This window comes from Serratia sp. S4 (assembly GCF_000347995.1).
Classification (GTDB): domain Bacteria; phylum Pseudomonadota; class Gammaproteobacteria; order Enterobacterales; family Enterobacteriaceae; genus Serratia; species Serratia quinivorans.
The window spans coordinates 4,016,262-4,029,499 of record NZ_KB661120.1 but is presented as its reverse complement, the minus strand read 5'-3'; the positions used below and the strand labels follow the sequence as shown (position 1 = coordinate 4,029,499).

9 protein-coding genes are annotated in these 13,238 nt (G+C 56.9%); 5 read left to right on the top strand and 4 right to left on the bottom strand.

Going from position 1 to position 13,238, the window contains the following annotated elements:
• Positions 1-356 precede the first annotated feature (356 nt).
• Entirely contained in the window at positions 357-1,205 is an 849-nt protein-coding gene (locus SERS4_RS0119440) for a MurR/RpiR family transcriptional regulator (protein WP_012146368.1), read from the bottom strand.
• A 174-nt stretch (positions 1,206-1,379) separates the two neighbouring features.
• On the opposite strand from SERS4_RS0119440, the gene murQ reads away from it, so the two are divergent.
• The 3 genes from murQ to yfhb are packed head-to-tail and all read left to right on the top strand — an operon-like array spanning position 1,380 to position 4,320.
• Positions 1,380-2,273: an N-acetylmuramic acid 6-phosphate etherase gene (gene murQ / locus SERS4_RS0119435; RefSeq protein WP_017893715.1), complete on the top strand. Its 894-nt coding sequence runs from the start codon at positions 1,380-1,382 to the stop codon at positions 2,271-2,273.
• A 19-nt stretch (positions 2,274-2,292) separates the two neighbouring features.
• The gene (locus SERS4_RS0119430) at positions 2,293-3,660 is read left to right on the top strand and encodes a PTS transporter subunit EIIC (protein WP_017893714.1); all 1,368 of its coding nucleotides are present in this window, start codon (positions 2,293-2,295) and stop codon (positions 3,658-3,660) included.
• Between the two features lie 3 nt (positions 3,661-3,663).
• The gene (yfhb, locus tag SERS4_RS0119425) at positions 3,664-4,320 is read left to right on the top strand and encodes a phosphatidylglycerophosphatase C (protein ID WP_012146365.1); all 657 of its coding nucleotides are present in this window, start codon (positions 3,664-3,666) and stop codon (positions 4,318-4,320) included.
• 187 nt (positions 4,321-4,507) lie between these two features.
• On the opposite strand, the gene yiaY is transcribed toward yfhb, so the two are convergent.
• The gene (yiaY, locus tag SERS4_RS0119420) at positions 4,508-5,659 is read right to left on the bottom strand and encodes an L-threonine dehydrogenase (RefSeq protein ID WP_017893713.1); all 1,152 of its coding nucleotides are present in this window, start codon (positions 5,657-5,659) and stop codon (positions 4,508-4,510) included.
• 147 nt (positions 5,660-5,806) lie between these two features.
• Positions 5,807-6,859: a DUF2157 domain-containing protein gene (locus tag SERS4_RS0119415; RefSeq protein WP_017893712.1), complete on the bottom strand. Its 1,053-nt coding sequence runs from the start codon at positions 6,857-6,859 to the stop codon at positions 5,807-5,809.
• 183 nt (positions 6,860-7,042) lie between these two features.
• Between SERS4_RS0119415 and tadA the strand changes: the two genes are divergently transcribed.
• A complete protein-coding gene (gene tadA / locus SERS4_RS0119410) occupies positions 7,043-7,555 on the top strand; it encodes a tRNA adenosine(34) deaminase TadA (RefSeq protein ID WP_012146362.1) in 513 nt (170 codons plus the stop codon).
• Here tadA and mltF read toward each other — a convergent pair whose 3' ends face one another.
• Positions 7,556-9,016 carry a membrane-bound lytic murein transglycosylase MltF gene (gene mltF, locus SERS4_RS0119405; RefSeq protein ID WP_026142494.1) on the bottom strand — a complete coding sequence of 487 codons (1,461 nt, stop codon included), beginning with the start codon at positions 9,014-9,016 and terminating at the stop codon, positions 7,556-7,558. It lies immediately after the preceding gene.
• A 279-nt stretch (positions 9,017-9,295) separates the two neighbouring features.
• Here mltF and purL point away from each other — a divergent pair, with 279 nt between their 5' ends.
• Positions 9,296-13,186: a phosphoribosylformylglycinamidine synthase gene (gene purL / locus SERS4_RS0119400; RefSeq protein WP_017893710.1), complete on the top strand. Its 3,891-nt coding sequence runs from the start codon at positions 9,296-9,298 to the stop codon at positions 13,184-13,186.
• Positions 13,187-13,238: the final 52 nt, after the last annotated feature.

Here is a 13,238-nt window from a genome sequence, read left to right as displayed (position 1 = left end):
AGAATATAATGTAGGGGATAACCAGAAAGTACCGAGTGAGGGGATTGCAGATAATAATAACAGGCTAAGGGAAATAAACAGGATATCAACCCCTTTGGTGCCGCCATAACCCATCGCTTTTATTAATATCAACGAAACGACAACGAAGAGCAAAAAATTGCGGACCACGGGGGATGTTGCGAGTATGTGGGTTTTATTTGAAATTGCTGTATGTGTTTTCATTAAACTCGATTATCAATATATTGCTGTCCATGCCTGATTAAATTCTGGGCGGAATTTAAACAATAAACGCCACGCACTCTATTTTTAGATGAGTTTTTTATATTCTGGTATTTGTGGCATGGGCATTATACGACTCAGACGAGTTTTTTCACTAACTGTTCGCTGTGTTTTATTCTATCGCGGGCATGATCAAGATCGTGCTGGATTAAGGCCATAAACAGCAGGTCGGTGAGGGCATATTGAGCGGTGCTGGAAGAGATGGCAGCGCTGCGGGTGTTGGGTTCTTCAGCAATTGTATACAAACAGTGGTCGGCGCGTTGCTGCAGGCCGTTCGGTGAGAAACTGGTCAGCGCCAGCACTTTAGCACCGGCCAGGCGGGCCTCTTCCGCCGCCAGATTGATTTCCCGTCGTTCGCCGCTGAACGAAATGGCTAACAGCAAATCCCGCTTGTCCAGCGCCTGAACCGTTGCCAACTGGACGTGCATATCCTGCTCGGCCACTGCCATCACGCCAATTTTAAGCAACTTATAGGAGAAGTCTTTGGCGACAAGGCCGGAAGCGCCAATCCCCAACAAAATAACCCTTCGCGCCTGACGCAACATTTCCAGTGCCTGATGCAGGCGTTCCTCACTATTAATGTCCAGCGTGGCGCGCAACGCTGCCTGCTTTTCTACCAACAGTTTTTCACCAACGGTTTTCAAGGCATCACTGCTGAGGATCTGGTTATGTACTGTAACTACGGGGGCTGTCTGCGGTTGGGCCAGGGTCTCGCTTAGCGCCAGTTTTAGTGCCGGGAAGCCTTTGTAGCCCATCTTCTGAGCAAACTTCACCACGCTCGACTGACTGATGCCAGCCAGTTGGGCCAGCTTTTGTGAACTGAGATGGCGAGCCTGCTCGGCGTTATGCAGCAGAAAGTCCGCCAGCTTGCGATCATTTTGAGCCAGCGTTGGATACATCTGGCGAATACGAAGAAGGGTACTCATTGATATTGATATATCCCTGGAAACCAGACGCTATTCTGCCACGGTGATGGCGAAAACGCGCAGTGAAAATTTTTTGTGAGCCAGTCTCTAAAATAGCAAAAAGCGCTCGCTTTGTTGAATAAAATATTCAAATAATGATTTCAGTTTGTGAATTAAAAATTCAAAGGTGAAAAAATGAACTTGGGCGCATTAGTCTCTGAAACCCGTAATCCGGCCACCATGGGGCTCGACGAGATGTCGACGCTGGAGATGGTGAGCTGTTTTAACCAGGAAGACCGCAAGGTACCGGAGGCGATTGAAAAAGTATTGCCGGCCATCGCACAAGCGGTGGATCTGGCGGCCGCGGCGTTGAAGGCCGGTGGGCGGTTGATTTATCTGGGGGCCGGCACCAGCGGCCGCCTTGGGGTGTTGGATGCTTCCGAATGTCCGCCGACCTTCGGCGTGCCGCATGGCATGGTGATCGGGCTGATTGCCGGTGGCCCGGGCGCGCTGCTCAAAGCGGTGGAAGGTGCGGAGGATGATGCGGCGCTGGGCGAGGCTGACCTCGTCGCGCTGAATTTGACCGCTACCGATATGGTGGTTGGGCTGGCAGCATCCGGGCGGACACCTTATGTGATTGGTGCACTGCGCTATGCACGCCAATTGGGCTGTCCGACGGCGGCGATTTCCTGTAACCCGGATTCGCCAATCGCCCATGAGGCGCAGGTGGCGATTTCACCGGTGGTGGGGCCGGAAGCCCTGACCGGTTCGACGCGTTTGAAGTCTGGCACTGCGCAGAAACTGGTGCTGAACATGCTGTCGACCGGGGCGATGGTCAAACTGGGTAAAGTCTATGAAAACCTGATGGTAGACGTGAAGGCCACCAACGTAAAACTGGTGGATCGCGCCTGCCGCATCGTGGTGGAAGCCACCGGTGCCGAGCGCAGTCAGGCCGAAGCGGCGCTGAAGCAGACCGGTTTTGAAGTCAAACCGGCAATCCTGATGATCCTGGCCGGTATCGACGCACAAGAGGCGCAGCAGCGCTTACAACAGCATGACGGCTATTTGCGCGCGGCATTGACGCGCTAAACCACACCTGGGGCGGGCGATGGACAAGACAACGGCACTGGCGACACAGATTCTGGCGGGCATTGGCGGTGAGGGGAATATCCTCCGGCTGGAGAACTGCATGACACGAGTACGTGTCGAGGTTAACGATGAGCAACGCCTTGACCTGGCGGCGCTCAAGCAGTTACCGGGTGTTAAGGGCTATATCAAACAGGGCGAACAGCACCAGTTTATTGTTGGGCCAGGTGCCGCTGCCAAGGTGGTCGATGCCATGCGTTCACTGCTCACCGGTGCACCGGTTGCCGTGGCCAGCGGAGATGACGTCGCCCGTAACAAGGCACAAGCCAAGCAAAAGTATGCTGCGCCAATGAGCGGCGCGCTGAAAAAGTTGGCCGATGTCTTTATTCCGTTGATCCCGGCGTTCATCGCCTCCGGTCTGATTACCGGCATCATCAACCTGCTGAAACGGCCGGATATTGCCGGCGAACTGGCGCTAAATTACCCTAACGTGCTGGGACTGCTGGCAATTTTTGGCAGCGCCGTGTTCGCCATCATGAATATTCTGGTCGGGGTTAACGCCGCCAGGGTGTTTGGCGGTTCTCAGGCTATGGGCGGCGTGATGGCCGGTATTCTCTCCAGCCCGGCGTTGGCGCAGATCACTTTGTTCGGTGAGGCGTTGCAGCCTGGTCGTGGCGGGGTGATTGCAGTGCTGCTGGTGGTGGCGTTGATGTGCTGGGTTGAAAAGCGGCTGCGTAATTGGCTGCCGGAGTCGATCGAGCTGATCCTCAATCCGCTGATCACCACGCTGGTGACCGCATCGTTGGCGATTGTGATCCTGCAGCCGCTGGGCGGCTATATTTCGGATGCCATCGCCCACGGCGCTAACCTGGCGATCGACAAAGGGGGCCTGCTGGTGGGAGCAGTGCTGTCCGGGCTGTTCCTGCCGTTGGTGTTGTCCGGTTTGCATCAGGGGCTGGTGCCGATCCACGTCGAGCTGGTGCAGGCACATGGTTCCAACCCATTGCTGCCGATTTTGGCGATGGCGGGTGTTGGTCAGGTCGGGGCTGCGCTGGCCGTATTAATGAAAACCCGTAATGCACGGCTGAAAAAGGTGATCAAGGGAGCGTTGCCGGTCGGTATTCTCGGTATTGGCGAGCCCTTGATTTTCGGGGTGACCTTGCCGCTGGGGAGGCCCTTTGTCGCCGCGTGTCTCGGCGGTGCCGTGGGCGGGGCGCTGATCAGCTACTGGAAGGTGGCGACGGTGATCACCTTCGGTATCTCGGGTTTACCTTTGGCGTTAACCATTGTCTCGGGTAAGGTGATGTTGTATCTGACGGGTCTGGTGATTACCATTGCCGCTGGATTTATTTTCACCTGGATAATGGGATTCAACGATCCTGAGGAGTAGCGCTTGAGCGAGAAACAGAGCCAACAGGCCGCGGAAGGCCGCCGTGTGGTGTTCTTTGATCTGGACGGCACGCTGCATCAGGAAGACATGTTTGGTAGTTTCTTGCGTTTCTTGTTGCGCCATCTGCCATTGAATCTGTTGCTGGTGGTACCGTTGTTGCCGGTTGTCGGGCTGACGCTGTTGGTGATGGGCCGCGCTGCCCGCTGGCCGATGAGCGTGCTGCTGTGGTCGATTACCTTTGGTCGCTCGGAGGCCCGCTTAAAGGCGCTGGAACAGCGTTTTGTCAGTTATTTCCGCGATAAGGTGACCGCTTTCCCGGTGGTGCAAATGCGTTTGCGCCAGTACCTCGAAGCGCATGATGCGCAGGTATGGCTGATCACCGGTTCGCCGGAGCGTCTGGTGGAGCAGGTATATCAGGACTCTGCTTTTCTGCCGCAGGTCCATCTGGTGGGCAGCCGTATTTTACGGCGTTACGGTGGTTGGGTGCTGTCTCTGCGTTGCCTGGGGGTACAGAAGGTGACTCAGTTGGAACAGCGTCTCGGCGCGCCGCTCAAGCTGTATAGCGGCTACAGTGACAGCAAGCAGGATAATCCTTTGCTGTATTTCTGCGAGCACCGCTGGCGGGTCAGTAAGCTGGGTGAGCTGCAGCAGTTGGAATAACTAAAGGGCGGATATCCGTCCTTGGTTTAATCATAAAGCTGTTGGTTAGACTGAGATACCCGGGCCTAGCGCACCGAGGGGCGCTCCGGCAGCTAAAGCTGCTATGACCCCTTCGGCACGCTCTCCCTAATAACTGGCTTTAACGAAGTATAAGGGCGGATATCCGCCCTTTACTGTTTTTAATGGATTACATTGCCGCGCGGAAGATGGCGACAATCTGCTCGTGGGTGGCTTGTATCGGGTTGGTGAAACCGCAGGCATCTTTCAGCGCGTTGGTCGCCAGCGTATCGAAATCCTGTTCTTTCACTTTTAAATCGAGCAGCCCAGCCGGGATGCCGACGTCTTTTGCCAGCAAACGAATGGCGGCGATACAGGCAGCGGCACCCTGTGGGTCGTTAAGATGCTTCACATCCAGCCCCATGGCGACGGCGATGTCTTTCAACCGTGGCGCGCAAACCCGGGCGTTGAACTCCTGCACGTGCGGCAGCAGCACCGCGTTACACACCCCATGCGGCAGATCGTAGAAACCGCCAAGCTGGTGCGCCATGGCGTGCACATAACCGAGAGAAGCGTTGTTGAAGGCCATTCCGGCCAGGAACTGGGCGTAAGCCATGTTTTCACGTGCCTGCATATTGCTGCCGTCGGCGACCGCGTCGCGCAGCGATTCGGCAATCATGGTGACGGCTTTCAGCGCACAGGCATCGGTAATCGGGTTGGCGGCGCTGGAAACGTAAGCCTCAATCGCGTGGGTTAATGCATCCATCCCGGTGGCGGCGGTCAGGCCTTTCGGCATTCCGGCCATCAGGTGCGGGTCGTTGACCGACAGGATTGGGGTGACGTGTTTATCGACAATCGCCATTTTGATGTGGCGTGCTTCATCGGTGATGATGCAAAAACGGGTCATTTCAGACGCGGTGCCAGCAGTGGTGTTGATGGCAATCATCGGCAACTGCGGTTTGGCGGAGCGATCGACACCTTCATAATCCTTGATCTCTCCGCCATTGGTCGCGACCAGCGCGATGCCTTTGGCACAGTCGTGTGGCGAGCCGCCGCCAAGAGAAACCACGCAATCACAGCGGTGTTCTTGCAGCAGCGCCAGGCCCTGTTTCACGTTAAGGGTAGTTGGGTTAGGGTGAGTACCGTCATAAACGCAGCTTTCAATCTGTTGCGCGACGAGTAACTGTTGTACCTGGGCGACCACGCCGATGTTATTCAACACTTTGTCGGTCACGATCAATGCGTGGCGCAATCCCTGTTGTTTCATGGTCTTTGCCGCTTCGTCCAGACAGCCGGAACCAATCATATTGACGGAAGGGATAAAGAAAGTTGAGGCAGCCATAAGTCACTCCTTGATAAAAGCTTTATTGCTTGCCTCAAACATTACTACGCTAATTATTAAGCGTTTATGATCTATCGCAATTTCGCGGTATACCCGTTGTCTTTTAAACCACCCTGTTGTTAGCTGCGCTGCAGACGTGGCCGGATGTTAATCATCGGTCAGGTCGTGCGGTTTGCGGCCCAGTTGCCATATTTTTTCAGCGTAGTGGCCTAACGCCCACAGACTCAGGCCGAGCAGCACAAAGAAAATCGCCTTTGGCATCGCGCCCCAGAAAAACTCGAAAAAGCGGGTATAGAGGTTAATGCCAAGGAAAGTCAGGCCGAACCCGCGCAGCATGCCGTCGTCACGTTTTAGCCCCAGCCAAATGCAGCCGACGGCGACCAGGCCGAACAACAGGCTCCAGTGCAACAGTTCTATTTGACGAGCGTTGTACCAACTGTCGAGGTCACCATAGTTGCCAAAGATTGACAGCAGCCACAGGGCAATAAACAGATACAACAAGCCCATCGCCAGGGAAACTCGTTCCAGCCCGCGACTGGCGAGCAGCGGTCGTAACAGCAAAGCCGCGGCGATCAGTACTATCCCGAAGGCAATAAAGCGCATCGGGAAACTCATGCCCAGCCAATAAGCTCCCCAGCCGGACATATAACCGGTTTCGGCACCGAAGGCGTTGCCGAGTGACAGCAGGGCAAACCACCACACCAGCCCGGAGCGGCTGAACCAGCCGATCACGCCATACAATAGGGCGGCGAATATCAGCAGCAGTGAAACCCGGCCGCTGCCGTTATCCAGCCAGACGCCCATCTGCCACAGGGCACAGGCGGTAAACAGCACGGCAACGAATAGCGCCGCCTCATTACCGTAGCGTTTTTCCGGATGGCGACGACGACGGCGTAGCGCCCAGATATAGCAAAGTGCGGCTACTACGGCAGCGATAGTCATGCGCACCGGGGCATCGAAGCGGAACAGTTCGCTCAAGCGGTAAAGCAGCTCGCTGTCGGCGAACAGGCTGCTGATGGCTATCACCAGCGAAGCCAGCGCCGCGAGAAATGCATAACGCGCCAGTCGTCGCCAGTCGAAGGGCTGCACTTCTACATGCTGCAGCAGCTGTTGCTGTTGTTGCGGGGTCAGCGCGCCTTCACCCACCCAACCGTCCAGTGCTTTTCGCACCACGGCGGCATTTTTTTTGCTGAATTTCATGTTTCCTGTCCCTGAAAAACACCGTTATTCAATCAGTATATACCCGTTGTATTTCAAGCTGCAGAGTTCAACTTTGCTCCCACCTGTAGGGGGCGAATATATTCGCCCCGGCTAACACGGGCGCAGCATGCAGTGCCCCTACTGTGTATAATGCCCGCCGCAAAGTGCACGAGGAATTATGCAATGACTGAATATAACGATGAGTACTGGATGCGTCAGGCATTGCGGTTGGCCCTGCGTGCGCAGGAAGAGGGCGAGGTGCCGGTAGGGGCATTGCTGGTGCTGGATAATCAGGTGATAGGCGAAGGCTGGAACCGACCGATTGGCCGCCACGATCCGACGGCGCATGCGGAAATCATGGCGTTACGGCAGGGCGGGGCAGTGCTACAAAACTACCGTCTGCTGAATGCTACCCTGTACGTGACCCTGGAACCCTGCGTGATGTGTGCAGGCGCTATGGTGCACAGCCGTATTCGTCGGTTGGTGTACGGCGCGGCCGATGTTAAAACCGGTGCGGCAGGGTCGCTGGTGGATATTTTGCGCCACCCCGGCATGAATCATCAGGTGGAGATCCTGTCCGGCGTGCTGGCCGAGGAGTGCGCCGCTACGCTGAGCAACTTTTTCCGCATGCGTCGTGAGCAGCAAAAGGCGTTGAAACAAGCGCAGCGTACCGATGTAGATAACAAGCCGGAATAATCAGAAATTCAGTGCCAGTTCCGGCGTAACGGCCGGATAACCTTTCCCCAGGTCAGCCTGTTCGGCCGCTTCCTGTGCCGCCTTTCTCTCTTTTTCCTGCAAATAACCCACCAGACTGACCTGATAGCGGCGAATGTTTTCCACGTAGTTATAGGCTTCGCGCCCACGCGCATAGCCGTAGGTTAATTGCGGGTAGTAGCGTTTCTGGCTGAGCATCGGCAGACGCTGTTTGACGTCGACCCAGCTGTCCGGATTGCCTTTTTGCATTTTGGTCAGTTTGCGGGCATCGAGCATATGGCCCCAGCCCATGTTATAGGCTGCCAGTGAGAACCAGATACGTTCATCTTCCGGCACGCTGTCGGGCACCTTGGCCATTAGCCTTTGCAGGTAGAGGGCACCGCCCTGAATACTTTCCTCGGGATCGAGACGATCGTTAACCCCCAGACCGTCGGCGGTGGCTCGTGTCAGCATCATCAGGCCACGCACGCCGGTCGGTGAGGTTGCCTGCGGGTTCCAGTGCGATTCCTGATAGGCAATGGCCGCCAGCAGTTTCCAGTCGATCTCGCTGGCGTACTTTTCAAACAGTGAGCGGAAGGTCGGCAGCACCGAATCGATGGCGGACAGGAAGGTTTTGGTATCGACGTAATCGAAACTGCCTACGTGGCCGAGGTACTTCTCTTCCAGCCGCGCCAGCGTGCCGTCATCCACCATCTGGCTGTAGAAGTCCAGCATTGCCGCATACAGGCTGTCATCGGTGCCGCGTTTCAGATACCAGGTGACCGGTTCTTCATCGGTGACGTCGAACGCCACTGCCAATTGCGGGTGGATGCGTTGCAACAGCGCGATGGTAACGGAATCGCCGAGGGTGTAATCCAGCTTGCCGTCGGCCACCTGCTCGAGCAGCTCTTTGGAGGTGAGATCGCTGGAGGCTTCCCAACTGAGATCCGGGAATTTACTTTGCTTGAGCTGTTTCAGGGTGCTGACGTGTGCCGAGCCGGAGGCCACCGCCAGTTTGCCTTTAATATCAGCAAAGGTTTTCGGCCGCGCCGTACCCAGGCGATAAACCAACTGTTGGGAAACGGAATAATAAGCCGGGCCGGTGCGCGCGCGGCTGAGGCGATCCTGATTGTAGATCAGGCCGGCGGCCAACAGGTCGGCATCGTCATCGTCCAAATCGTCAAACAGGTCATTAATGTTCTTGTGCGGGATCACTACCAGTTTCACGCCCAGGTAGTTGGCGAAGCGTTTTGCCAGCTCGTAGTCGAGACCACTCGGCCCCTGCTTGGTGGTGAAATAGGTCAACGGCGAGTTTAGCGTACTGATACGCAACTCTCCGCGCGATTTGATCTCTTCGAGTTGCCCGCCCTGACCGCCGCGCCAGGTAATATTGGGCCACAGGGCGAGCGCCAGAAGCAAGGTAACAACACCGATTAGAATGTAGTTTATTTTAAGGCGTTTCAAATAGTTATCCAGTGGTGGCACACATGCACTGCCGACGGCTGACCAGTCTTTTCTTATGGTTAAATCAACAGTGCCGGGGCATTTTGCGCAACAAAACGCCAGCGTGCAACTTTATTGACACGTTATGACAATTCGAGGGGGCGGAGAGCTTTTATCAATAATAGCAACGCAAACGGTTTCGTCGGCGGCGTAGATTCTCTATAATGGCGCGCGTTTTCCCCCTGTTGCGCCCAATGAAGTGCTGAAGTCAGTTGCTTCGAAGACGAGAGAACTTTGATTATGGAAATACTGCGTGGTTCGCCCGCTTTGTCGGCTTTTCGTGTTACCAAACTGCTGTCCCGCTGCCAGGACGCTCAACTTCCGGTCAGTGATATCTACGCCGAGTACGTCCACTTTGCTGATGTTAGCGCACCGTTAAATACCGAAGAGCACGCCAAGCTCGCGCGCCTGCTCAAGTACGGCCCCTCTCTCGCCGAACATGCCCCTGAAGGCCGCCTGCTGTTGGTGACGCCGCGTCCGGGTACCCTTTCTCCGTGGTCTTCCAAAGCCAGCGATATTGCCCATAACTGCGGTTTGAAGCAGGTGCTGCGGCTGGAGCGCGGTCTGGCGTTCTACGTCAAGGCAGAGGCGCTGACCGAAGCCCAATGGCAGCAGCTTGCCACCTTGTTGCACGACCGCATGATGGAAACCGTCTTCAGCAGTCTGCAACAGGCGGAGCAACTGTTCGCTCAGCATCAGCCGGCACCTTACCAGAGGGTCGATATGCTGGGGGAAGGGCGCAGCGCGCTGGAGCAGGCTAACCTCAAGCTGGGCCTGGCACTGGCCGAAGACGAAATCGACTATCTGCTGAATGCCTTTACCGGTCTGGGGCGCAACCCGACGGATATCGAACTCTACATGTTCGCGCAGGCCAACTCCGAGCACTGCCGCCATAAAATTTTCAATGCCGATTGGATCATCGACGGCGAACAGCAACCGAAGTCGCTGTTCAAAATGATCAAAAATACCTTCGAACAGACGCCGGATTACGTGTTGTCGGCATATAAAGACAACGCGGCCGTGATGGAAGGCTCGCAGGTCGGTCGGTTCTTCGCCGCACCGGAAAGCGGCCAGTATGACTACCATCAGGAAGCCGCTCATATCCTGATGAAGGTGGAAACTCATAACCACCCAACGGCGATCTCCCCATGGCCGGGTGCGGCTACCGGCTCCGGCGGTGAGATCCGTGACGAAGGCGCGACTGGTCGCGGTGCCAAACCCAAGGCCGGTCTGGTGGGCTTCTCGGTTTCCAACCTGCGTATTCCCGGTTTTGAACAGCCATGGGAGCAGGATTTCGGCAAGCCAGACCGCATTGTGACGGCACTGGACATCATGACCGACGGCCCATTGGGCGGTGCGGCGTTCAATAACGAATTCGGCCGTCCAGCGCTGGTGGGGTATTTCCGTACCTATGAAGAGCAGGTCAACAGCCATAACGGCGTCGAGCTGCGTGGCTACCACAAGCCGATCATGCTGGCGGGCGGTATCGGTAACATCCGTGCCGACCACGTACAAAAAGCTGAAATCACCGTCGGTGCCAAACTGGTGGTGCTCGGTGGCCCGGCAATGAATATCGGCCTGGGCGGCGGCGCGGCATCATCCATGGCCTCCGGCCAGTCTGATGCCGATCTGGATTTCGCTTCGGTACAGCGCGACAACCCGGAAATGGAACGCCGTTGCCAGGAAGTGATCGACCGCTGCTGGCAGTTGGGCGAACAAAACCCGATTCTGTTTATCCACGATGTCGGCGCCGGTGGCTTGTCCAACGCCATGCCTGAACTGGTCAGCGACGGTGGCCGCGGTGGTCGTTTCGAACTGCGCGATATTCTGAACGATGAGCCGGGCATGAGTCCGCTGGAAGTCTGGTGTAATGAATCGCAGGAACGCTATGTGATGGCGATTGCACCGGCGCAGATGGCGCAGTTTGATGAGATTTGCCGCCGTGAGCGTGCGCCTTATGCGGTGATCGGTGAAGCCACCGAAGAACAGCATCTGACACTGAACGACAGCCATTTCGACAACCAGCCGATCGACATGCCGCTGGACGTGCTGTTGGGCAAAACGCCGAAGATGACGCGTGACGTGACTCGTCTGCAGGCCAAAGGCCAGCCGCTGCAGCGTGACGAGATCACCCTGAATGATGCGGTCAACCGCGTACTGCATCTGCCGGCGGTTGCAGAGAAAACCTTCCTGATCACCATTGGCGACCGTACCGTGACCGGTATGGTGGCACGCGATCAGATGGTCGGCCCGTGGCAGATCCCGGTGGCCGACTGTGCGGTTACCACCGCCAGCCTGGACAGCTATTACGGTGAAGCGATGTCGATCGGCGAACGTGCGCCGGTAGCCCTGCTGGACTTCGCTGCCTCTGGCCGCCTGGCGGTCGGGGAAGCGCTGACCAACCTGGCCGCGACCGAAATCGGTTCGCTCAAGCGCGTGAAGCTTTCCGCTAACTGGATGGCGGCAGCCGGTCACCCGGGTGAAGACGCCGGTCTGTATGAAGCGGTGAAAGCGGTGGGCGAAGAACTTTGTCCGGCGCTGGGGATCACTATTCCAGTGGGCAAAGACTCGATGTCGATGAAAACCCGCTGGCAGGAAGGCAACGAACAGCGCGAAATGACCTCGCCGCTGTCACTGGTGATCACCGGTTTTGCTCGTGTAGAAGATGTCCGCCACACCGTGACGCCACAACTGCGTACCGATAAGGGCGACAGCGCACTGCTGCTGATCGACCTGGGTAACGGCCATAACGCGCTGGGTGCCACTGCGTTGGCGCAGGTTTATCGTCAACTGGGCGACAAACCGGCCGACGTGCGCAACGTTGAGCAGTTGGCGGGCTTCTTTAACGCCATGCAGCAGTTGGTGGCCGATCGCGCGCTGCTGGCTTACCATGACCGTTCCGACGGCGGCCTGCTGGTCACGTTGGCGGAAATGGCGTTTGCCGGCCACTGCGGCGTGCAGGTGGATATCAAAGCGCTGGGCGACGATGCGCTGGCTGCGCTGTTCAACGAAGAGTTGGGCGCAGTGATCCAGGTTACGGCTGACCAGCTTGCAGCGGTACAGCAGGTATTTGCTCAGCACGGCCTGACGGACAATGTTCATCACATCGGCAGCGTGCAGACTGGCGATCGCTTTGTGATCACACAGGGCGATAAAGCGGTATACAGCGAAAGCCGCGCCACGCTGCGCACCTGGTGGGCGGAAACCACCTGGCAGATGCAACGCCTGCGTGATAACCCGGAATGTGCCGATCAGGAACACCAGGCCAAGCAGGATGAGCGCGATCCTGGTCTGAACGTCAAACTGAGCTTTGCTCCGGAAGAAGACATTGCTGCGCCGTACATCGCCAAGGGCGCACGTCCTAAAGTGGCGGTACTGCGTGAGCAGGGGGTTAACTCTCACGTTGAGATGGCGGCAGCATTCCATCGCGCCGGTTTTGATGCGGTAGACGTGCATATGAGCGATTTGCTGGAAGGCCGTCGCGACCTGCAGGACTTCCATACGCTGGTGGCCTGCGGCGGCTTCTCGTACGGTGACGTACTGGGCGCCGGTGAAGGCTGGGCGAAGTCGATTCTGTTCAACGATCGCGTCCGTGACGAGTTCGAATCCTTCTTCCACCGTCCGCAGACCCTGGCGTTGGGCGTGTGTAACGGTTGCCAGATGATGTCGAACCTGCGCGACCTGATCCCAGGGGCTGAACATTGGCCGCGTTTCGTACGCAATTTGTCAGACCGTTTTGAAGCGCGTTTCAGCCTGGTGGAAGTGGCGGCCAGCCCGTCGCTGTTCATGCAGGGTATGGCGGGTTCACGCATGCCGATCGCCGTCTCGCACGGTGAAGGGTACGTCGAGGTGCGCGATGCTGCACATCTGGCGGCTCTGGAGCACCATAACCTGGTGGCGTTGCGCTTTGTCGATAATGCCGGTCAGGTTACGGAAACCTACCCAGCCAACCCGAACGGTTCACCGAACGGGATCACCGCAGTGACCAGCAGCAATGGCCGCGCGACGGTGATGATGCCGCATCCGGAGCGGGTATTCCGCACCGTCAGCAACTCGTGGCATCCGGAAGAGTGGGGCGAAGACAGCCCGTGGATGCGTATGTTCCGCAACGCCCGTAAGCAACTGGGTTAAGCGAGCATTTAGCGGTAGCCTGAGGGGCGCAAGAGATTGCGCCCCTTTTTAT

Bases quoted from the DNA above. Each gene is read 5' to 3' on its own strand.
- SERS4_RS0119440 (WP_012146368.1), bottom strand. From the start codon at position 1,205: ATGAGTACCCTTCTTCGTATTCGCCAGATGTATCCAACGCTGGCTCAA.
- murQ (WP_017893715.1), top strand. From the start codon at position 1,380: ATGAACTTGGGCGCATTAGTCTCTGAAACCCGTAATCCGGCCACCATG.
- SERS4_RS0119430 (WP_017893714.1), top strand. From the start codon at position 2,293: ATGGACAAGACAACGGCACTGGCGACACAGATTCTGGCGGGCATTGGC.
- yiaY (WP_017893713.1), bottom strand. From the start codon at position 5,659: ATGGCTGCCTCAACTTTCTTTATCCCTTCCGTCAATATGATTGGTTCC.
- SERS4_RS0119415 (WP_017893712.1), bottom strand. From the start codon at position 6,859: ATGAAATTCAGCAAAAAAAATGCCGCCGTGGTGCGAAAAGCACTGGAC.
- tadA (WP_012146362.1), top strand. From the start codon at position 7,043: ATGACTGAATATAACGATGAGTACTGGATGCGTCAGGCATTGCGGTTG.
- purL (WP_017893710.1), top strand. From the start codon at position 9,296: ATGGAAATACTGCGTGGTTCGCCCGCTTTGTCGGCTTTTCGTGTTACC.